Annotated in this window: 19 protein-coding genes; 12 read left to right on the forward strand and 7 right to left on the reverse strand. The window is 68.7% G+C overall.

Annotated elements, in window-relative coordinates:
• Positions 1-89: 89 nt before the first annotated feature.
• From ACX80W_RS05380 to ACX80W_RS05390, 3 genes are all read right to left on the reverse strand, one after another.
• Positions 90-1,868 carry an ABC transporter family substrate-binding protein gene (locus ACX80W_RS05380; protein WP_459281119.1) on the reverse strand — a complete coding sequence of 593 codons (1,779 nt, stop codon included), beginning with the start codon at positions 1,866-1,868 and terminating at the stop codon, positions 90-92.
• A gap of 319 nt (positions 1,869-2,187) precedes the next feature.
• Positions 2,188-2,787: a GDSL-type esterase/lipase family protein gene (locus ACX80W_RS05385; RefSeq protein WP_459281121.1), complete on the reverse strand. Its 600-nt coding sequence runs from the start codon at positions 2,785-2,787 to the stop codon at positions 2,188-2,190.
• 126 nt (positions 2,788-2,913) lie between these two features.
• Positions 2,914-6,738, reverse strand: coding sequence for a multifunctional oxoglutarate decarboxylase/oxoglutarate dehydrogenase thiamine pyrophosphate-binding subunit/dihydrolipoyllysine-residue succinyltransferase subunit (locus ACX80W_RS05390; protein ID WP_459281123.1), 3,825 nt, complete (start codon positions 6,736-6,738; stop codon positions 2,914-2,916).
• A gap of 193 nt (positions 6,739-6,931) precedes the next feature.
• Here ACX80W_RS05390 and guaB1 point away from each other — a divergent pair, with 193 nt between their 5' ends.
• The 6 genes from guaB1 (at position 6,932) to ACX80W_RS05420 (ending at position 13,807) form a co-directional block, all read left to right on the forward strand.
• The gene (gene guaB1, locus ACX80W_RS05395) at positions 6,932-8,383 is read left to right on the forward strand and encodes a GMP reductase (RefSeq protein WP_459281125.1); all 1,452 of its coding nucleotides are present in this window, start codon (positions 6,932-6,934) and stop codon (positions 8,381-8,383) included.
• A 216-nt stretch (positions 8,384-8,599) separates the two neighbouring features.
• Positions 8,600-9,952, forward strand: coding sequence for a hemolysin family protein (locus tag ACX80W_RS05400; protein ID WP_459281127.1), 1,353 nt, complete (start codon positions 8,600-8,602; stop codon positions 9,950-9,952).
• Positions 9,949-11,052 carry a hemolysin family protein gene (locus tag ACX80W_RS05405; RefSeq protein ID WP_459281129.1) on the forward strand — a complete coding sequence of 368 codons (1,104 nt, stop codon included), beginning with the start codon at positions 9,949-9,951 and terminating at the stop codon, positions 11,050-11,052. The genes ACX80W_RS05400 and ACX80W_RS05405 overlap by 4 nt, the downstream gene beginning before the upstream one ends.
• A 75-nt stretch (positions 11,053-11,127) precedes the next feature.
• Positions 11,128-12,096 (forward strand): metal ABC transporter solute-binding protein, Zn/Mn family, encoded by a 969-nt coding sequence (locus ACX80W_RS05410; RefSeq protein WP_459281130.1) that lies wholly within the window; start codon positions 11,128-11,130, stop codon positions 12,094-12,096.
• The gene (locus tag ACX80W_RS05415; protein WP_459281132.1) at positions 12,093-12,929 is read left to right on the forward strand and encodes a metal ABC transporter ATP-binding protein; all 837 of its coding nucleotides are present in this window, start codon (positions 12,093-12,095) and stop codon (positions 12,927-12,929) included. Before ACX80W_RS05410 ends, ACX80W_RS05415 begins: the two co-directional genes overlap by 4 nt.
• A gap of 2 nt (positions 12,930-12,931) precedes the next feature.
• On the forward strand, positions 12,932-13,807 hold the full coding sequence (locus tag ACX80W_RS05420) for a metal ABC transporter permease (protein WP_459281134.1): 876 nt from the start codon (positions 12,932-12,934) through the stop codon (positions 13,805-13,807).
• A gap of 22 nt (positions 13,808-13,829) precedes the next feature.
• On the opposite strand, the gene ACX80W_RS05425 is transcribed toward ACX80W_RS05420, so the two are convergent.
• Positions 13,830-14,264 (reverse strand): Fur family transcriptional regulator, encoded by a 435-nt coding sequence (locus ACX80W_RS05425; RefSeq protein WP_459281135.1) that lies wholly within the window; start codon positions 14,262-14,264, stop codon positions 13,830-13,832.
• Positions 14,265-14,338: 74 nt separating this feature from the next.
• On the opposite strand from ACX80W_RS05425, the gene ACX80W_RS05430 reads away from it, so the two are divergent.
• The 3 genes from ACX80W_RS05430 to ACX80W_RS05440 all read left to right on the forward strand — a co-directional run bounded on the left by ACX80W_RS05430 (position 14,339) and on the right by ACX80W_RS05440 (position 15,882).
• On the forward strand, positions 14,339-14,998 hold the full coding sequence (locus tag ACX80W_RS05430) for an MBL fold metallo-hydrolase (RefSeq protein WP_459281137.1): 660 nt from the start codon (positions 14,339-14,341) through the stop codon (positions 14,996-14,998).
• Between the two features lie 126 nt (positions 14,999-15,124).
• Positions 15,125-15,304: a YegP family protein gene (locus tag ACX80W_RS05435; protein WP_459281139.1), complete on the forward strand. Its 180-nt coding sequence runs from the start codon at positions 15,125-15,127 to the stop codon at positions 15,302-15,304.
• A gap of 143 nt (positions 15,305-15,447) precedes the next feature.
• Positions 15,448-15,882, forward strand: coding sequence for a hypothetical protein (locus tag ACX80W_RS05440; protein WP_459281141.1), 435 nt, complete (start codon positions 15,448-15,450; stop codon positions 15,880-15,882).
• Positions 15,883-15,943: 61 nt separating this feature from the next.
• Here the strand turns inward: ACX80W_RS05440 and ACX80W_RS05445 are convergent, their stop codons facing one another.
• Positions 15,944-16,627, reverse strand: a complete 684-nt coding sequence (locus ACX80W_RS05445) for a response regulator (protein WP_459281143.1) — start codon at positions 16,625-16,627, stop codon at positions 15,944-15,946.
• Positions 16,628-16,854: 227 nt separating this feature from the next.
• Positions 16,855-17,304, reverse strand: a complete 450-nt coding sequence (locus tag ACX80W_RS05450; protein WP_459281145.1) for a DUF4383 domain-containing protein — start codon at positions 17,302-17,304, stop codon at positions 16,855-16,857.
• 169 nt (positions 17,305-17,473) lie between these two features.
• On the opposite strand from ACX80W_RS05450, the gene ACX80W_RS05455 reads away from it, so the two are divergent.
• Positions 17,474-17,737 carry a DUF6221 family protein gene (locus tag ACX80W_RS05455; protein ID WP_459281147.1) on the forward strand — a complete coding sequence of 88 codons (264 nt, stop codon included), beginning with the start codon at positions 17,474-17,476 and terminating at the stop codon, positions 17,735-17,737.
• A gap of 40 nt (positions 17,738-17,777) precedes the next feature.
• Here ACX80W_RS05455 and ACX80W_RS05460 read toward each other — a convergent pair whose 3' ends face one another.
• Positions 17,778-18,860 (reverse strand): PLP-dependent cysteine synthase family protein, encoded by a 1,083-nt coding sequence (locus ACX80W_RS05460; protein ID WP_459281149.1) that lies wholly within the window; start codon positions 18,858-18,860, stop codon positions 17,778-17,780.
• A 103-nt stretch (positions 18,861-18,963) separates the two neighbouring features.
• On the opposite strand from ACX80W_RS05460, the gene ACX80W_RS05465 reads away from it, so the two are divergent.
• Together ACX80W_RS05465 and ACX80W_RS05470 are read left to right on the forward strand one after the other, a co-directional pair.
• Positions 18,964-19,797 (forward strand): sulfurtransferase, encoded by an 834-nt coding sequence (locus tag ACX80W_RS05465; protein WP_459281151.1) that lies wholly within the window; start codon positions 18,964-18,966, stop codon positions 19,795-19,797.
• A 164-nt stretch (positions 19,798-19,961) separates the two neighbouring features.
• The gene (locus ACX80W_RS05470) at positions 19,962-20,387 is read left to right on the forward strand and encodes an HIT family protein (protein ID WP_459281153.1); all 426 of its coding nucleotides are present in this window, start codon (positions 19,962-19,964) and stop codon (positions 20,385-20,387) included.
• Positions 20,388-20,442 lie beyond the last annotated feature (55 nt).

The following is a 20,442-nucleotide window of genomic DNA, read 5'->3' on the forward strand; positions in this document are numbered from 1 at the left end:
AACGGTCTGCAGATGAGCCGGGTGCCGTCAGAAGGGCGGGCAGACCCAAGGATCTGCCCGCCCTTTCCGCACGGCCCCGCGTCAGCGGGTTACTTCTTCTTCGTCCACTCGTAGGCGTTCCAGGTCAGGCCCGTCTGCGTCGGGTTGGGCTGGACGCCCTCGACCTTGGAGTTCCAGGCGTTGATGCCCGGGTTGGCGTAGAGCACCACGTTGTACTGGGTCTCCGCGAGCTGCTGCTCGAGTTCGGTCTTCATCTCGACGACCTTTTCGGGGTCGGTGTTCGTGACGATTTCCTTCCAGATGCTGTCGACCTTCTCGTCCTTGTAGCCGCCGAAGTTCTGCTCGCCCTCGGAGACATAGATCGACTCGGCGGAGGCCACGAGGCCCGATCCGGCCCAGCCGAAGAGCACCGCGTCCCAGGAGCCGGGCTGGGCGAGCATTGAGGCCCACTCCTCCTCGGGCTGGGGGATGATCTCGAAGCCGGCTTCATCACAGGAGTCCTTCATGAGCGCAACCATGTCGGCGCGCAGCTGGCTGGTGGCCGCGTACATCAGGCTCACCTTGACCGGTTCGGTCTTGCCGGCCTCGGCGAGGAGGGCCTTGGCGCCCTCGATGTCGAGCTCGGCGTTCTCGGTGGCCGCGGGCGCGCCGTCAAGCACGGTCTTGTAGTCGGGCTGGGCCGGCTGGTATTCGCGCAGGTCCATCACCTGGCCCTTGGGCTCGATGGGCTTGACGAACTTCTCGACCATGTCCTCGCGCGGCATGCACTTTGCGAAGGCCTGGCGTACCTTGAGGTCCTCGAACACGTCTCCGGGGCGCTGGGCGAGGTCGACGTGGGAGAACGTGAGGGTTTCACCGGTTTCGACGGTGACGGTTTCGCCGATCTGCTCGAGCGCCGACTTGGTGTCGACGGTCGGGCTCGAGGGGTCGATGACGTCGACGTCGCCGTTCTGCAGGGCCTGGACGGCCTCTTCGTCAACGACCGTCTTGTAGACGAGGGTCTCGGTCTTGGCGGCGCGCTCCTTGCCCCAGTACTTGTCGTTCTTCACGAGGGTCAGCGTGCCGTTGACGGCGTTGTCCAGCTTGTAGGGGCCCGAGGAGGGGATCAGGGCGGCGTCGGGCAGCTTGGGCAGGTCCGCCTCGTAGTTCCAGCCGGTGTTCCAGAACTCGGCGACGGGCTTGAGCGCCTCGATGTCCGTGGCCTTGATCGCCTCGATCAGTTCGGCGCCGTCACCCTCGGGGGACATTCCGCCCTGCTCGGCCGCGATGTGGGCCGGCATCATTGGTTCGGAGAGGAGTGATTCCCAGTCGGCATAGGGCTCGGAGTAGACGAACTCGAACTCCTTGTCGCCGGCCTCGCCCTCGGGAAGCTCGACCTGGGCGAAGCCGTTGGTCGAGGCAGCCTGGAACAGATCGGTCTCGGCGCCGGTGTCCGGATCCTTCTCGCCGCTCGGGTGCTTGCCCGAGGCGGCGGCCCACTGCAGGAGGACGTCGTCGAAGTCGATCGGTGTTCCGTCGGACCACACGGCATCTTCATTGATGGTGTACTTGACGGTCAGCGGGTCGTCGCTCGTCTTCTCAAAGGTGCCGAACTCCTCGTTGCGCTGCAGTTCGCCTTCGGCGTTGAAGGCGACGAACGTGCTGTGAACGACGTTGTTCACGTAGGTGTTGTAGACGCTGTTGGCGTTGGCGGTGTAGCTGTTGTACGCGTCGGGGGTCTGGCTGATGGCCACATTGATCGTGGTGGCGAGGTCTTCCGTTGCGGCCTCGGAGGGCTGCTGCGCCGTCCCGCCGGCCGATCCACAGGCGCTGAGCAGAAGCACCCCAATGGAAAGAGCCGCGAGCGTGGTTGTGCGCTTATTACGCATTCGTCATCCTTACTGTGCTAGAGGCGCACGGGACCGGTTGGTCAGTCCCGTTTCAGCGGATCGTTCAGTGACAGCGATCACACTCCGGCCAGCATAGCCGTGGATTGTTGCCTCGGACACCCAGTAAATAAGTAATAACTCATTCGTTATCTTGGGGATTTTGGTGAAGGGCGGTTTTCACAAATTTAACAAGACGCACTCACAGCCCTAACACCCGCCGATACGGCAGAAAACCACCCTTCCGGAGGCCGGAAGGGTGGTTTTCTGCGGAATCGGCACTGCCGCGGACCCCTGGGCGGGGAGCGCGGTGCGTCGCGGGTTACTCGGAGGCGGGAATTTCCAGCCACTGGAACCAGCCGCGGTGCAGCACGAGCCAGGCCATCAGCCCGTAACCGGCCTGGCCGGGGGTTCCGCCGTTGGCCGCGAGGTCGTTGCGCCACTGCTCATGGGCCACCAGCGGGGTGAAGGTGTCGACATAGACGTGCTTGCGGCGGGTGGTGACGTCCGCGAAGGCGGCCGAAAGCTCCCCGAGCCGGCGGTTGCGCTCCGGGTCGAGCCCCGGGGGAGGCCCGACGACGAGGACCTTGACGCTCATCTGGGCGGCACCGTCAAGGATGTTCGCGAGGTTCAGGCGGCTCCGCGCGGTGGACAGCTCGAGGTCGAGGTCCCGGTCCGAGAGTCCGATGACGAGGCGGTTCTCGAATCCGTCGTCGAAGCGCCGTCCGGTTTCCTGCAGCCAGCGGTTGGCCAGGGATTCGGTGCCTTCGCGGGGTGCCGCGAGGCTGTACGCCTCCACCTGCACGCCGTCGGGGGCGGTACGGGCCATGACGCGTCCGAGCCAGCCGAGGGCGCGCGGATCTCCAAGTCCTGCGAGTAGTTCGTCGCCCACTGCGGCTAGCCGGATTCTGCGTTGTTCCACTTGATCCCTCGGTTACTGATCGGTGTCGGTGCACGCACGGAAATTGCGCCGTGCGGAACTTGGGTGAAGCCTTAAATGCGTTGGGTGGGGCACGGGGCCCCACCCAACATCATACTGATTGGCCGGTTACTTTCTTCCGAAAGCCTTTCGGACGAGGATTTCCTGCTCCACCGCGTGCTTCTTGGCGGAGCCGGTGGCGGTCGAGGCCGAGGCCGGCCGCGACGCGAGTTCGACGCCGCCCTCGATGTGCTGGGGCAGGTTCAGCCCGATAAACGGCCACGGGCCCTGGTTGGCCGGTTCGTCCTGCGCCCAGACGACGTCGGCGTTGGGGTATGACGCCAGCGCCTGCTTGATCTCGTCCAGCGGCAGCGGGTAGAGCTGCTCGACGCGCACGATCGCGGTCTTCCTGTCGTCGGCCTTCTGGCGGGCCGAGAGCAGATCGTAGTACAGCCGCCCGGAGACCAGGATGACCCGCTCCACCTCGGCGCCGGGGGTTTCCAGCGTGTCGGGGATGACGGGCTGGAAGCTGCCCTGCGTGAAGTCCTCGACCGAGCTGGCCGCCGCCTTCAGGCGCAGCAGCTGCTTGGGCGTGAAGATGATCAGCGGCTTGCGCGGGCGCCGGTAGGCGTGCTGGCGCAGCAGGTGGAAGTGCGAGGCCGCGCTGCTCGGGGCGGCGACGAACATGTTCTCTTCGGCGCACATCTGCAGGAACCGCTCGATGCGTGCCGAGGAGTGGTCGGGGCCCTGGCCCTCGTAGCCGTGCGGCAGCATGAGCACGAGCGAGGACCGCTGGCCCCACTTCTGCTCGGCGGAACTGATGAACTCGTCGATGATCGTCTGCGCACCGTTGACGAAGTCGCCGAACTGGGCCTCCCAGATCACCAGCGCGTCGGGACGCTCCACGGAGTAGCCGTACTCGAAGCCCATGGCGGCGTATTCCGACAGCAGGGAGTCGTAGATCCAGAACTTCGCCTGGTCCTCGCTGAGCTTCTCCAGCGGCAGCCACTCGGTGCCGTTGGCCCGGTCGTGGAACACCGCGTGGCGCTGCACGAAGGTGCCGCGGCGGGTGTCCTGGCCCGCCAGGCGGACAGGGACACCCTCCATCAGCAACGAGCCGAGGGCCGCCATCTCGCCGAAGCCCCAGTCGATGCCGCCTTCGCGGGACATCTGCTCGCGGCGCTCCAGGAGGGCCTTGAGCTTGGGGTGGACGGTGAAGCCCTCGGGGATGCTGATGTGGGCCTTGCCGATGTGGGCGAGGACTTCGGCGGAGATGGCCGTCGCCTTGGGGGCGGGGTCCTCGCCGTCGGACTGCTGCGCGGAGGGCCGCTCGAGGTTCGACACGGCCGCCGGGTCCTGCGTGACGACGGGCATCGGGGAGGTCTGTGCCGCGTGGGTCTCGGCGAAGACGCGCTCCAGTCGTTCCTGGTAGTCGCGCAGCGCCTGCTCGGCCTCTTCCTCGGTGATGTCCCCGCGGCCGATGAGGGCCTCGGTGTACAGCTTGCGGACCGAGCGCTTGGCCTCGATGAGGTTGTACATCATCGGCTGGGTCATCGAGGGGTCGTCGCCCTCGTTGTGCCCGCGCCGGCGGTAGCACACCATGTCGATGACGACGTCCTTGTTGAACCGCTGGCGGAACTGGTAGGCGAGCTGCGCCACCCTGACGACGGCCTCGGGGTCGTCGCCGTTGACGTGGAAGATCGGCGCCTGGACCATCTTGGCGACGTCGGTCGAGTACACCGAGGACCGCGACGACGTCGGGGAGGTGGTGAAGCCGACCTGGTTGTTGACGATGACGTGGATGGTGCCGCCGGTGCGGTAGCCGCGCAGCTGCGAGAGGTTCAGCGTCTCCGCCACCACGCCCTGGCCGGCGAAGGCCGCATCGCCGTGGATGAGGATCGGCAGCACGGGGAACGCCTCGCCCTGGTCCAGGCGGTCCTGCTTGGCCCGCACGATGCCCTCGAGCACCGGGTCGACGGCCTCCAGGTGCGAGGGGTTCGCCGCCAGGTAGACCCGGGTGGTGTTGCCGGCGTCGGAGGTGAAGGTTCCCTCGGTGCCGAGGTGGTACTTCACGTCCCCGGAGCCCTGCACCGAGCGCGGGTCCTGGGTGCCCTCGAACTCGCGGAACACCTGCGCGTAGGTCTTCCCGGCGATGTTCGTCAGCACGTTCAGCCGGCCGCGGTGGGCCATGCCGACGGCCACCTCGTCGAGTCCGTCGTCGGCGGCACCGGAGATGATGGCGTCGAGCAGCGGGATCAGGGATTCGCCGCCCTCCAGCGAGAAGCGCTTCTGGCCGACGAACTTGGTCTGCAGGAAGGTCTCGAACGCCTCGGCGGAGTTCAGCTTGTGCAGGATGCGCAGCTGTTCCTCGCGGCTGGGCTTGGAGTAGGGGTGCTCAAGCTCGTCCTGGAACCACTGGCGCTCCTCCGGGTCCTGGATGTGCATGTACTCGATGCCCGTGGTGCGGCAGTAGGCGTCGCGGAGCACGCCGAGCATGTCGCGGAACTTCAGCGTCGGCTTGCCGCCGAAGCCGCCGGTCGGCCACTCCCGGTCGAGGTCCCACAGGGTCAGGCCGTGGGTGCGCACGTCGAGGTCCGCGTGCTTGCGCTGGACGTATTCGAGCGGGTTGGTGTCGGCCATCAGGTGCCCGCGTACGCGGTAGGCGTGGATGAGCTGCTGGATCCGGGCGACCTTGTTGATCTCGTCCATCGGGTCGACCTGGATGTCGGCGCTCCAGCGGACCGGCTCGTACGGGATGCGCAGCGACTCGAAAATCTCGTCGTAGAAGCCCTGCTCGCCCAGCAGGAGCTGGTGGATGATCCGCAGGAACTCGCCGCTGCCGGCACCCTGGATGACGCGGTGGTCGTAGGTCGAGGTCAGGGTGATGGTCTTCGAAATGGCGTGCTGGGCGAGGGTCTTCTCGCTGGCACCCTGGAACTCCGCCGGGTACTCGAGGGCGCCGGCGCCGATGATGCACGCCTGGCCCTTGGAGAGGCGGGGCACCGAATGGACGGTGCCGATGCCGCCCGGGTTGGTGAGGGAGACGGTCGTCCCGGCGTAGTCGTCGGCACCGAGCTTGCCGCCGCGGGCCTTCTTCACGAGGTCCTCGTAGGCGCGCCAGAACTCCGAGAAGTTCATGTTCTCGGCCTTCTTGATGTTCGGCACCACCAGCAGGCGGGTGCCGTCGGGCTTGGGCATGTCGATGGCCAGGCCGAAGTTCACGTGGGCCGGCTGCACCGCCGAGGGCTTGCCGTCGATGACGTCGTAGTAGACGTTCTGGGAGGGGAACTGCGCAAGGGCCCGCACGATGGCGTAGCCGATGATGTGCGTGAAGGACACCTTGCCGCCGCGGGCACGGGCGAGGTGGTTGTTGATCACGACGCGGTTGTCGATGAGCAGCTTGGCGGGGATGGCGCGCACGCTGGTCGCGGTGGGGACGGTGAGGCTTGCGTCCATGTTCGTGGCGATGGCCTTCGCCGGCCCGCGCAGCACGTTGACCGTGTCCTCGTCCATCTCGGTGTTGCGGGCCGTCTCGGGCAGCTGGGCCGGGATGGGCGGACCGGCGGGCTTGGCGGGTTCGGGCGCCTTCTCCGCGGCGGGCCTGGCGGCCGGCTCCTTCGCCGGCTCCTTGGCCACGGGGGGCTTTCCGGACTGCTGGGTGGAGGCGGGCGATTCGCCCGAGGCCTTGGGGGCGGCGGCCTCGGTCTTCACGACCGGCGCCTTGCCGGGTGCGGGTGCCGCCTCGGCGGCGGGTGCCTTGGGTCCTGCGGCAGCGGCTCCGTTGCCCCCGCCGTTCTCTTTGGGCTGATTTTCCGCATCGAAGGAATCGAAGAGATCCCACCACTTCCGGTCCACTGAGTTCCGGTCGTTCTGGAACTGTTCGTAAAGTTCGTCAACAAGCCACTCATTTCCGCCGAACTCTTCAGGTAGACGGTGGCTGGTTTGTTCTGGCACTTGGTATACGCCTCTTCCGTAAGTAGCCCTGAGCGCGGGGAAGTCCATCATCGCGGACGTCCTGGACGGTGGTTAGACCTTTCTCCAGTCTAGTAACACGAACAACCAACAGGCCAATCAACGGCAGGAGGTGGTACGGCGTGCGTCCGCGCGGGCGACTAAACTCGGTAGGTACTCGATTTCGGGAGAAATAATGCGATTCATCAACCAGCCGACCACCGACCTGACCTACTCCGACGTGTTCCTCGTACCCTCCGCCTCGGAGGTCATCTCGCGGTTCGACGTCGACCTCTCCAGCACCGACGGGACGGGCTCGACGATTCCGCTCGTGGTGGCCAACATGACGGCGGTGACGGGCCGCCGCATGGTCGAGACCGTGGCGCGCCGCGGCGGGCTCGGGGTGCTCCCGCAGGACGTCCCGGTGGAGGTCATCGCCGAGGTCGCGGCCTGGGTCAAGAGCCGGCACACGGTCTTCGAGACCCCGCTGAAGCTGCGTCCGGGCAATACGGTGATCGACGCCCTGCACCTGGTCAACAAGCGTGCGCACGGGGCCGTCGTGGTCGTCGACGACGAGGACCGCTACGTGGGCATCGTGCGGGCCTCGGACTGGGAGGGCGTGGACCGATTCGCCTCCCTGGAGTCGGTGATGCGGCTGCGGCCGGCGCCCATCGACGCCGCGCGCTTCGATGCCGACCCCGCGGCCGGACTGCAGGCGGTGTTCGAGGAGCTCGAGCGCGGGGGCACCCCGCTGGCCCCGGTGACCCGGGACGGCATCGTGCAGGGCGTGATCACCCGGGCCGGGGCCCTGCGCTCGACCATCTACGCTCCGGCGGTTGACGCCAACGGCGCGCTGAAGGTGGCCGCGGCGGTTGGAATCAACGGCGACGTGGAGGCCAAGGCCTCGGCCCTGCTCGAGGCCGGCGTCGATGTCCTGGTCGTGGATACCGCCCACGGACACCAGCGCAAGATGCTCGACGCGCTGAAGGTGGTGCGCGGGCTCGACCCGCAGGTACCGATCGTCGCCGGGAACGTCGTCAGCGCCGACGGGGTCCGGGACCTGGTGGAGGCCGGGGCGAACATCGTCAAGGTCGGCGTGGGCCCCGGCGCCATGTGCACCACGCGCATGATGACCGCTGTGGGACGTCCGCAGTTCTCCGCCGTCCACGAGTGCGCCCAGGCCGCGCGGGAGCTCGGGGCCCACGTATGGGCCGACGGCGGGGTGCGCTACCCCCGCGATGTGGCCCTGGCCCTGGCCGCCGGCGCCAGCTCGGTCATGATCGGGTCCTGGTTCGCCGGCACCTACGAGAGCCCCGGGGACCTGCACACCGACGGCGAGGGCCGCCGGTACAAGGAGAGCTTCGGCATGGCCTCGGCCCGGGCGGTGCAGAACCGCACCCAGCGCGAGGACATCTTCGCCCGGGCGCGCAAGGGCCTGTTCGAGGAGGGGATCTCCACCTCCAAGATGTACCTGGACCCCGAGCGCCCCGGCGTCGAGGACCTCCTTGACATGATCACCGCCGGCGTGCGCAGCTCCATGACCTACGCCGGGGCCCGCTCCCTCGAGGAGTTCCGCGACCGCGCCGTCGTCGGGATCCAGTCCGCCGCAGGCTACGAGGAGGGCCGCCCGCTCCAGCAGAGCTGGTAGCAGGCCCGCCCCGGGCGGGGAGTTCGTTTCCCGCCCGGGGAGCCTGGGGTAAACTGAAGCCCTTATGGACAGCTCCTCTAGGGGCCGGCCGACGAAGCAGCAGGCGCCACGGAACCGTGGACGCGCCCGCTCGGCTTCGTCCGACGCCGGCAGACCCCGACTTAATGCCCATCACCCTCCTTCTGCTGCCGTCCCCGGCCGGGCGGTGAACCCCCGATGGAGTGGCTCTATCTAGCGGCGGGCTTCCTGCTGATCCTCGGCACCGGCTTCTTCGTCGCCGTCGAGTTCGCCCTCGTCGCCCTTGACCAGACCTCGGTCCAGCGGGCGGTCGACGCCGGCGATAAGAAGGCCGAACCGCTGCTGCGGTGCCTGAAGTCGCTCTCCACGCAGCTCTCGAGCTGCCAGATCGGCATTACGCTGACCACCCTGCTCACCGGCTACGTCATGGAACCCTCGGTCGGGCGCCTGCTTGAGACCCCGCTGGCCGCGCTGGGACTGTCGGAGGCGGTGGCGTCCTCGGCGTCGCTGATCATCGCGATCGCCCTGGCGACGCTGCTCTCGATGCTGCTGGGCGAACTCGTGCCCAAGAACATGTCGATTGCGCTGCCCTTCCGGGTGGGCCGGGCCCTCGCCCGACCGCAGCTGATGGTCACGGCGGTCCTTCGGCCCGCCATCATCGTGCTCAACGGCTTCTCCAACCGCGTGCTCAACCTGTTCGGGCTCGAGGCCAAGGAGGAGATCTCGGGGGCGCGCTCGCCGGCCGAGCTTTCCTCGCTGGTGCGCCGGTCCGCCCAGATGGGAACCCTCGACCAGGGCACCGCGAACTTCCTCGCCCGCACCTTCAGCTTCTCCGACCGGACGGCCGCCGACGTCATGACGCCGCGGATCCGGATGGAGACCATCGACTCCGAACAGAGCGTGGCCGACGTCGTCGAGGCGGCCCGGCGCACCGGTTACTCGCGCTTTCCCCTGATTGGGGAGTCGGCCGACGACATCCGGGGCGTGGTGCACGTCAAGAAGGCGGTGGCGGTGCCGCGCGACCGCCGCGCCGGCCTGCCCGCGGGCACCATCATGACCGAGGTGCTCCGGGTCCCGGAGACCGTCCACCTTGACTCCCTCCTGCGGGAACTCCGCGACGCGAACCTCCAGCTGGCCGTGGTGCTCGATGAGTACGGCGGAACCGCGGGCGTGGCGACGCTTGAGGACCTCGTCGAGGAGATCGTCGGCGAGGTCGCCGACGAGCACGACAAACTCAAGCCGGGGGTGCTGCAGAGCGCCTCCGGGAACTGGTACTTCCCGGGCATGCTCCGCCCCGACGAGGTCACCGAGCAGATTCCCCTGCTGACCGTGCCCGACGATCCGGGCTACGAGACCGTTGGAGGCTTCATGATGGCCGAACTGGGCCGGATCGCCGCCGTGGGGGACCGGGTCCCGGTTCCCGGGGGCACCCTCGAGGTGGAGCGGATGGACGGACGCCGGATCGACCGCGTGCGCTTCGAGCCAGGCCCCTCGATGGAACCCGCCGCGCGCACCGGGTCCCATGCCCTGCCCGAGGGAGGGTCCCGATGAGCGACTGGGCCGGCATCGCCTGGCTTGTGGTGCTGCTGATCGGCAACGCCTTCTTCGTGGGCGCCGAATTCGCGATCATCTCCGCACGCCGGAGCCAGATCGAACCGCGTGCCGACGCAGGGTCCAAGCCCGCGCACACCACGCTGTGGGCCATGGAGCATGTCTCGCTCATGCTCGCCTGCGCACAGCTCGGCATCACAGTGTGCTCCCTGCTCATCCTCCAGGTCGCCGAGCCCGCCATCCACCACCTCCTCGTGGTGCCGCTGGAGTCGGTGGGGATTCCCGAAGGGGTCGCCGACGGTGTCGCTTTCGGCATCGCCCTGATGTTCGTGACCTTCCTCCACGTCACCTTCGGTGAGATGGTGCCCAAGAACATCTCGGTGTCCGCCGCCGACCGGGCGGCGCTGATCCTGGCGCCGCCGCTGGTGATGATCGCCCGCATCGTGCACCCGGTGATCTCAACGCTGAACTGGGCGGCGAACCAGATCCTCCGGGCGCTGCGCATCGAGCCGAAGGACGAGGTGACCTCCTCATACACGCTCGAGGAGGTCCAGTCCATGGTCGAGGAGTCGACCAAGCACGGCCTCGTCGACGACGATTCCGGACTGATCACCAGTGCCCTGGAGTTCTCCGGACAGACCGCCGAGACGACGATGGTGCCCCTTGACGAACTCGTCACCATCCGCACCGACGCCACCCCCGAGGAGTTCGAGCGGGCCGTCGGGCGCACCGGGTTCTCCCGGTTCGCCCTCGTCGACGAAAACGACAACCTCACCGGGTACATGCACCTCAAGGACATCATGTCCATACCGCAGGCGCTGTACCAGAAGCCCATCACCGAGAACAAGGTGCGGACCCTGGCCAACCTCAGTCTTTCCGATGAGATCGAGGACGCCCTCACCGTGATGCAGAAGACCGGCTCCCACCTGGCGCGGGTGCTCGGTCCGCACGGGGAAACCCGGGGGGTCCTCTTCCTCGAGGACGTGATCGAACAACTCGTCGGGGAGATCCGGGACGCGACGCAGAACCAGGGCGCCCGACGGCTCGGCGAGGCGATGACCGAGCACAGCGGCAGCCCGGTGCAGCAGCGGCGGCCGTAGGCAGGTGCCCGGCGATCTAGGCTAGACTTGATCCGCTAACGTAAACAATTCTCATTAGAGTGGATCGAGGCAGGTATGTCCCGCGCACCTCTGCGCCGCACGGCTTCACTGGCAGGACTCGCCGCACTGGCACTGACGGCTTCGGCCTGCGGAGGGAACGCCGGCGCGGGGAACACCGCGGATGCCGGGACCGCGCCGCTGCAGGTGGTCACCGGCACCAACGTGTACGGAAGCATCGTCGAAGCGATCGGCGGCGACAGGGTCGAGGTCACGGCGATCGTCGACAGCCTGAGCCAGGACCCGCATTCCTACGAGGCGACGGTGCAGGACAAGCTGGCCGTCTCGAAGGCCGACCTGGTGGTGGAGAACGGCGGCGGGTACGACCCGTTCCTGCACCGCCTGGCCGACGAGACGGGGCTCGACCATGACCGCGTGGTGACCGCCGTGGACGTCTCGGGCCTCGAGGGTGTTCCCGCGGAGGACGCCCACGCCGAAGAGCACGCCGAGGACGATGGGCATGGGCACGGAGCGTTCAACGAGCACGTCTGGTACAGCCCGGAGGCGATGAAGTCCCTCGCCGATGAGCTCAGCGACCGGCTGGGCGCCGTCGATGAGGCCTCCGCAGCCGACTACGAGGAACGAGCCGGGCGGTTCAAGGAATCGCTGGGTGCCATCGAGGAGCGCCTCGCCGGCCAGGGGGAGGGGACGTTCGCCGCGACCGAACTGGTGCCGGTGTACCTCCTCAAGGAGGCCGGGCTCACCGACGCCACCCTGCCCGAATACGCCGAGGCGATCGAGGAGGGCTCCGACGTGCCCGTCGGCGCGCTCAACGGCATGCGGGAGCTGCTGGCCTCCGGGTCGGTCGAGTTCCTCGCCTACAACGAACAGACCGAGGGCCCCCAGACCCAGTCGGTCCTCACCGCGGCGACGGAGGCCGGCGTGCCCGTCGTGAACTTCACCGAAACCCTACCCGAGGGCGAGGACTACCTCTCCTGGATGGAGGCCAACGCCGCTGCCATCCTTGAGGCGCTGAACGCCGGGTGAGTACGGGAACCGGCACCGGAGGGCCGCGGCGGGAGGCGCCGGTCGTCAGCCTGCGCAACGCAGGCCTCTCCTTCGGCGAGCGGGTGCTGTGGGAGGGGCTGGACCTCGACATCCATCCCGGGGAGTTCTTCGCCGTGCTCGGGCCGAACGGTTCGGGGAAGACGAGTTTCCTGAAGGTGCTCCTGGGCCTGCAGGCCCTCGGATCCGGCACGGCGACGGTCGGCGGGAGGCCGCTGCAGCGCGGCAACCGGGACATCGGCTACATCCCCCAGCAGCGCCCCTTCGCCCCGGACACGCCGCTGCGCGCACGGGACCTCGTGGGGCTCGGGGTCGACGGACACCGCTGGGGGTTCCGGTTCGGGGGCCGCAGCCACCGGGACAAGGTCGACGCCCTGCTCGCCGAGGTCGGCTCGTCATCGTACGCCGACGCCCCCGTCGGCAGGCTCTCCGGCGGGGAGCAGCAGCGCCTCCGCGTCGCCCAGGCGCTGGCCACCGAGCCGGGCGTGCTGCTGTGCGATGAACCGCTGCTTTCCCTCGACCTGCACCACCAGCAGGCGGTGAGCGGGCTGATCAACCGGCAGTCCCATGAGAAGAACAGCGCCGTCGTCTTCGTCACCCACGAGATCAACCCCATCATCGACTACGTCGACCGGGTGCTTTATCTCGCCGGCGGCCGCTTCCGGGTCGGAGCACCGGACGAGGTCATGACCAGCGAGGTGCTCTCGGACCTCTACGGCAGCCCCGTGGAGGTCCTCCATCACGAGGGGCGGATCATCGTGGTCGGGCTGCCCGGTACGGCGGCGCACCACCACCATCCCGCGGGAGAGGTCTGAACATGGATTTCCAGTCCTTCATGGAGGCTGTCTTCAACTTTGAGAACTACGCCGAACTGCTGCCGCTGGTGCGCAACTCCATCTGGGCCGGTGCGGTGTTGGGCCTGCTGGGCGGGCTGATCGGAACCTTCGTGATGATGCGGGACCTCGCCTTCGCGGTGCACGGCATCGCCGAACTGTCCTTCGCCGGGGCCGCCTTCGCCCTGCTGGTGGGGGCCAACGTGGTCGTCGGTTCGCTCCTTGGATCGGTGCTCGCTGCGCTGGTGCTCGGTGTGATGGGGATCCGCGCACGGGACCGCAACTCGATCATCGGCGTCGTGATGCCCTTCGGGCTGGGACTGGGCATCCTCTTCCTCGCCCTGTACGAGGGGCGGGCGGCCAACAAGTTCGGGCTGCTGACCGGGCAGATCGTCTCAGTCGACAACGTGCAGCTGAACCTGCTCGTGGGCTGCGCCGTCGTGGTGATGGCCGCCCTCGCCCTGATCTGGCGTCCGCTGACCTTCGCCAGCGCCGACCCGGACCTCGCCGAGGCCCGCGGAGTGCCGGTACGGGGCCTATCGATCCTGTTCATGGTGCTGCTGGGGGTCTCGGTGGCGCTCTCGATTCAGGTGGTCGGGGCGCTGCTGGTGCTCGCCCTGCTGATCACCCCGGCCGCGGCGGCGCTGAAGGTCACCTCCACCCCGCTGCTCGTGGTGCTCCTCAGCGTGGCCTTCGCCTGCGTCTCGGTGGTCGGCGGCATCCTGCTGGCCCTGGGCGGTCGCATCCCGATCAGCCCCTACGTCACAACGATTTCCTTCGCGATCTACCTCGCGTGCAGGATCGCCGGGAACCGGAGGAACAAGGCCCGCCCGGCCCGCGTCCGCGCGGCGGCACCCTAGGCCCGCCCCGGCGGTCCGGGCGTCAGCGCGTGGCTTTTGCCGCCGTGCACTCCGGGCACAGCCCGAAGATCTCGACGGTGTGGGCGGCCTCGGTGAACCCGTGCGCCGCCGCCGTCCGCACCGCCCACTGCTCAACCGCCGGCGCCTCGACCTCCACGGTCCGGCCGCAGTTCCGGCACAGCAGGTGGTGGTGGTGGTGCTCAACGGCGCACCGCCGGTAGACGACCTCCCCGTCGCCGCGCCGCAGGACATCCACCAGGCCGTCGTCGGCCATTGACTGCAGCACCCGGTAGACGGTGGGAAGGGACACCGAGTCGCCCCGGGCGAGAAGGACGCGGTGGAGTTCCTGGGTGCTCACGAAGTCCTCAAGCTCGTCCAGCGCGGCACTGACGGCGAGGCGCTGGCGGGTCACCCGCTGCTCCGAGCCCTTGCGCGTGGGCTCCACTTCGGATCGCATAACGGGCCTTTCAGCGGAGGGAAGGGGGGCCTGGGTCAAGATTATCAGGAGGGGCCGGGGGTATCCTGTGCGCTATGAGGCTCACCAAGTACACCCACTCCTGTGTCCGGCTCGAGCAGGACGGGTCGGCCCTCGTGATCGACCCCGGCACGTTCTCGGAGGTCGAGGAGGCCCTCCAAGGCGCCTTGGCCGTGCTGATCACCCATGAACACCCGGACCACCTGGACGTCGACCGCGTCGCCGCGGTCATGGCGGCCGATCCGGGCCTCCCGCTGTGGGCTCCGGCCGCCGCGGCCGCCCGGGTCCGCGAGCGGCTGGGGCCCGGCGCCGAGGGCAGGGTCCACGTCAGCGAACCGGGCACCGACTTCACCGCGGCGGGGTTCAGGGTGAGGACCTTCGGCGGACAGCACGCGCTGATCCACCCGCACGTACCGATGATCGCCAATGTCGGTTACCTCATTGAGGACACCGTCTACCATCCCGGGGATTCCTTCATCGTGCCCGACGCCGTTCCGGTGAAGACACTCCTGGTCCCGGTGCATGCGCCGTGGTCCAAGACGGCCGAAGTGATCGACTTCATCGCCTCCGTTCGGGCCGAGAAGGCCTACCCCATCCACGACTCGCTGCTCACCGGGGCCGGAATCGGTCTCGTGGAGTCGCTGCTCGCCCGGTTCGGGGGCTCGGCCGGATCCCGCTACGAGCACCTTTCGCCGGGGCAGGCCGTGGAGCTGTAGGCGCCGGTGTTCCCGTCCCGCCCCGCAGGTCAAGGAGGAATCCCGGGCCGGTGCGGGCCTTCCCCCGGACGTGGGCCCGTGGTTAACCTCGGAGGGTAAGGACAGGGGCGACGCAAAGGGGCGGCGATGGCCGGCAGATTCGAAATCTTCCGCGACGACCAGGAACAGTTCCGCTTCCGGCTCACCGGCGAGGACGGCTCGACCCTCATCACCAGTGAGCCCTACGAGGATAAGGAAACGACGGTCGACGGGATCAACGGGATCCGGGACTGCGCGTCGATGGCCCTTGTTGCCGACCTGACCTGATCCGCGCTCCGTTCCCCGTGCCCACGGGGCGGAGCAGGCCCGTCAGGGCGAATTAGGGCCTTTCGCCCCTGTAGTTCCGGGCGGTGCGCGAACGAACCTTGGAGAGGATCGTTGCGCACGCACGAACCGGAATAGGAACGGCAATGGCATACACGACCCCACCCGGCGGACGTATCGGCAGGGAAGCCGGGTCTCCCCGGCCCGCACCGGAGGGGAACCCGGCGTCACAGGCCCGACGGCAGGCGATGGAAAACCACCCATCCAATAATGGAGCGCGGAAACTGCGGATCCTCGTGCGCCTGGACCCGGAACTTGCGTCGGCGCGGATCTGCGTCCGGGGCGTCCTCACCCCGGCCAACCTGTACGCGCTGTACTGCATCGCCCGGCGCACCAACGGCCTGCTGCCGGGGATGCCCATCACCGTCGACCTCACGGGCGCCTTCGCGCGGGCCGATGCCCTGGCCGAGCTCCACGCGAGCGCCGCCGCACGGCGCCTGCCCGCCACGGTCGATCCCACGGCAACCCCCTGCCAGCTCACGGTGCTCGAACCACGCACCGTGCCGGGCGGACGCCGCTAGTTCCGCAGGGCCGGGCGCCGCCCTGCGGTGTTCCGCACGGATACGGCGGCGGGCTCCCGGGTCAGTCCTCGGGCCAGCCCCGGGCCGTGGCGATGAAGACCGCCGCCTGGGTCCGGCGCTGAAAGCCGAGCTTGGCCAGCAGCGAGGAGACGTAGTTCTTCACCGTTTTTTCGGCGAGGAACATCGTCGAGCCGATCTCCTTGTTCGTCAGCCCTTCGCCGATGTAGTGGAGCACCTTGCGCTCCTGGGCCGTCAGGGCGTCAAACCGCGGATCCTCCTCGGCGGTTTCGGCGAGCCCCGTGGAAATCCTCGCCTTGACCTCGGCGTCGAACAGCGATTCCCCGCTGGCTGCCCGCCGCACCTTGCGCACCAGGTCGGTGCCCAGGACCTCCTTGAGGATGTATCCGGCGGCTCCGGCGAGCACGGCGCCGCGCAGTGCCTGCTCGTCGTCATAGCTCGTCAGGATGACGCAGCTGAGGCTCTCGTCAACGGAGCGGACGTTGCGGCACACTTCGATGCCGGTGCCGTCGGGCAGCCGGGCGTCGAGGATCGAGACGTCGGGGCTCAGGGCAGGGATCCTGCGGGCGGCCTCCTCGGCCGATCCGGACTCCCCGAGGACGGCGAACCCCTCGCCCTCAAGCAGGTCGCGCAGACCGCGCCGCACCAGTTCGTGGTCGTCGAGGATGAACACCGTGGTGGCACCGTTGGCACCCGGCTGCGGGTCGGTGGGTTCGTGGCGGTTCATCGCGCCTCCTCATGCATCAGCATCGGCTCGCCGGCGCATCGGAGGTCGGTGGCGCCGTCGTCCCCCCATGATCCTCCCAACCGGGCGGATACGGCAGGGCCAAAAGTCCGCAGGGCCCCGATCCTGCAGTCTTCCTGCCCGTCCGGCAGGCAGGGGCGCCGCTTAACGCAGAGTGGCCGGGTACCGGGAGCAGACAGGGCCTGGTACCCGACCACGGCCGGGGTGGGTCAGACGCGCGCTGCGCGCTTCCTGCCCAGCACCAGGGCGAGGGCGATCATGCCGACACCGAGGAGCAGGTGGAGCCAGTTGTCGGCCGCGTTCAGGGGGACGAAGTTGCCTGCCGATTCCTGGTCAACGACGAGGCCGTAGATCCAGAGCACCAGGTAGATGACGCCGCCGAAGAGCAGGTACGAGCGTGCGCCCGAGGCACTGCGGGCGAGTACGACGCCCGCGACGCCGAAGAGCAGGTGGACTACGTTGTGAAGCACCGAGACCTGGAACAGGCCCAGCAGCAGGGCCCCCGAGTGGTGCCCGGCGAGCGCGAGCTGGTCGTACTGCGAGGTGATGCCCGGAACGAAGCCGAGGAGCCCAACGAGAAGGAAGACGGCGCCGACGGCCAGGGTGGCCTTTTGGACGGCGGTCTTCGAGGTGGTGCGCGAGTGCTGTGCTGTTGTCATGGATCTTCTCCTGAAGTGAATACGCGAGGGAAATTGTGGTTTCCACCGCTTATTCGCCCGCCGCCGCGCTCCGGATGGGACGATACCCCGAAAAGTGGCCGACCGTTGCCGTTCCGTTACCGACGGCTGCGGGGAGACGGCCGGTCGGAGGGTCTGTAGGGTCGAGGGCATGAGCGACCTCATCGAGTTCCTCCTGGCGCGGATCGAGGAGGACGAAGAGAACGTCCACTCCTGGTGGCACCAGCAGTCGGTACCGGTGCTGGACCGGGCGCTCGCCGAATGCGAGTCAAAGCGCCGGATGGTGGCCCACTACCTGAGCATCGACTGGCCCCGGGAGTCACCGGACGGCCGCGACGACGCCGTCGTCTTCCTCCGGCTCCTGGCCCTGCCGTATGCCGGCCACCCCGCCTACCGCAGCGAATGGCGCCCCTAGGACGCCATCCCGTGGCGGCCGCCGGCTGCGGCGGCGCGTCTCATTCCGGCCAGCGGCCGGTGGCGAAGAACTCCTCGAGGATCGCCTCGAAGGGTGCCGGATCCAACCCCCGGTCCTGCAGCCAGCCCTCGTCGTCGTAGGACCGGGTGTACCGGTCCCCGGAATCGCACATCAGCGACACGATGCTCCCGGGCCGCCCCTCGGCCCGCAGCGCCGCCGCGAGCTGCCATACCCCCCAGAGGTTCGTTCCCGTCGAGGGCCCCGCGTGCAGCCCGGTGAGGCGCCGGAGATGGCGTGCGGCGGCCACGGAGGCGGAGTCGGGCACCTGGATCATCGCGTCGATGACGCCGGGGACGAAGCTCGGCTCCTGCCGCGGCCGTCCGATTCCCTCGATCCGCGACGCACGGCCGGTGCCCGGCGCCGACGGGTCGACCCAGGCCGGGTAGAAGGACGAGTTCTCCGGGTCCACGACGGCCAGCCGGGTCGCATGGCAGTTGTAGCGCAGGTACCTGCCGATCGTGGCCGAGGTCCCTCCGGTGCCGGCGCCGACGACGATCCACGCCGGCACCGGGTGCTCCTCGAGGGCCAGCTGGCCGAAGATCGACTCGGCGATGTTGTTGTTGCCCCGCCAGTCGGTGGCGCGCTCGGCGTAGGTGAACTGGTCGAGGTAGTGCCCGCCGGTTTCCGCGGCGATCTGCTCGGCCGCCGCGTAGACCTCCGCGGCATCCTCGACGAAGGTGCACGTCCCGCCGTACTGCTCGATCAGCGCGATCTTCCCGCAGCTCGTGGTGCGGGGCATCACCGCGATGAACGGCAGGCCGAGCAGCTGGGCGAAGTAGGCCTCGGACACGGCGGTCGACCCGCTGGAGGCCTCGACGAGGGTTGTTCCCTCCGTGATCCACCCGTTGACGAGCCCGAAGAGGAACAGCGAGCGGGCCAGCCGGTGCTTGAGGCTCCCGGTGCGGTGCGTCGATTCGTCCTTGAGGTAGACCGAGACCTGCCATTCGGGCGGGAGCGGCACCGCGAAGAGGTGGGTGTCGGCGGACCGCCGGTTCTCGGCCTCGATTTTCCGGACGGCGTCGGCGGTCCAGTCGCGGCCGGAGGAGGGCCTGTAGGTGATCATTAACTCAGCCTACAAGCGCACCTGGTGTCCACCCGGTGCCTGTGGTGGACTGGCGTGCATCAGGACCGGCCCGGTGCCGGCTCAATTTTCTAAGGAGATCTTGATGAAGACTCTGATGGACGTGCAGACACTGCGGGACCGGATGACCTCCGGGCTGCAGACAGTGCTGCTCGATGTCCGCTGGGCCCTGGGCGATCCCCACGGCCATGGGCATTACCGCTCATCGCACATCCCCGGGGCAATGTACGTGGACCTCGAGGAGCAGCTGTGCTCCCGTCCGGTCCCGGCCCTTGGACGGCACCCGCTGCCGGACCCCGAGGCGTTCCAGGAGACGGCACGGCAGTGGGGCATCAACCGGCCCGACGACGTCATCGTCGCCTACGACGACTCGGGCAACCTCGCCGCGGCGCGCCTGTGGTGGCTCCTGAGGGACGCCGGGCTGCGCTCGGTGCACCTGCTCGACGGCGGGCTCGGCGCGTGGCGCTCCGCGGGATTCGAGCTCGAGAGCGGCGAGGAACAGCACTGCCTGGGCTCGGTGGAGCTCACCGCCGGCATGATGCCGGTGGTCGACCTCGACGGGGTCAGGGATGCGGGGGAGGACCTGCTGCTGCTCGACGCCCGGGCGTCCGAACGTTTCCGGGGTGAACACGAACCCGTCGATCCGAGGGCGGGACACATTCCCGGGGCGCTCAGCGCACCCACGACGGAAAACCTTCGGGACGATAAGACCTTCCGCTCCCCGGCCGAACTGCGGGAGCGCTTCACCTCACTGGGAGTGGCGGAGGCAGGCAGCGTCGCCGTCTACTGCGGCTCCGGCATCACGGCGGCGCACGAGATCGCCGCCCTGGAGATCGCAGGCTTTTCCGCGTCCCTCTATCCGGGTTCCTGGTCCCAGTGGTCCTCCCGGCGGGACCTTCCGGTGGCCACCGGGGCCTGAACGGCCGAAGCGGCCGGGGGCGGGCGCCGTCCCGTCCCCGGCTGGCCGGGACGGCGCCCAGGCGGTAGCGTCGAGGCATGACCCCCGGACGTCCCTCGCCCCCACCGCTGCGCGGGGCGATTCCCGCCGCGGGAGCGCGGCGCGCCCCTGCCGAAGGAGAGCCTGTGAGCACAGTTTTTACCCGGATCATCCGCGGCGAGATCCCCGGCAGGTTCGTCTGGGCCGATGACGACGTCGTCGCCTTCCTCACCGCCGCCCCGATCACTCCCGGCCACACCCTGGTGGTGCCGCGGCGGGAGGTTCCGCACTGGCTCGAGGCGGACGCGGAGACGCTCACCCGGGTGATGGCCGTGGCCCAGGCCATCGGCAAGGCCCAGGAGCAGGCGTTCGGCGCCAAGCGGGTGGGGGTGCTGCTCGAGGGCTTCGAGGTGCCCCACCTGCACGTGCATGTCTGGCCGGCGCAGGGCCCGGAGCACTTCGACGTGCACAATGTGGACCGCAACCCGGATCCCGCCGCCCTCGACGCCGCCGCGGATTCCCTGCGGAAGGCGCTGCGCTCGGCCGGCCACACCGCCGTCCCGTCGACCTGAACCGCCCCTGTCCATTCCGCCCGGTCCGCGAGCGCCCGGGCCGGCGCGAGGAGCC

It is taken from the genome of Arthrobacter melezitosi (genome assembly GCF_054511055.1).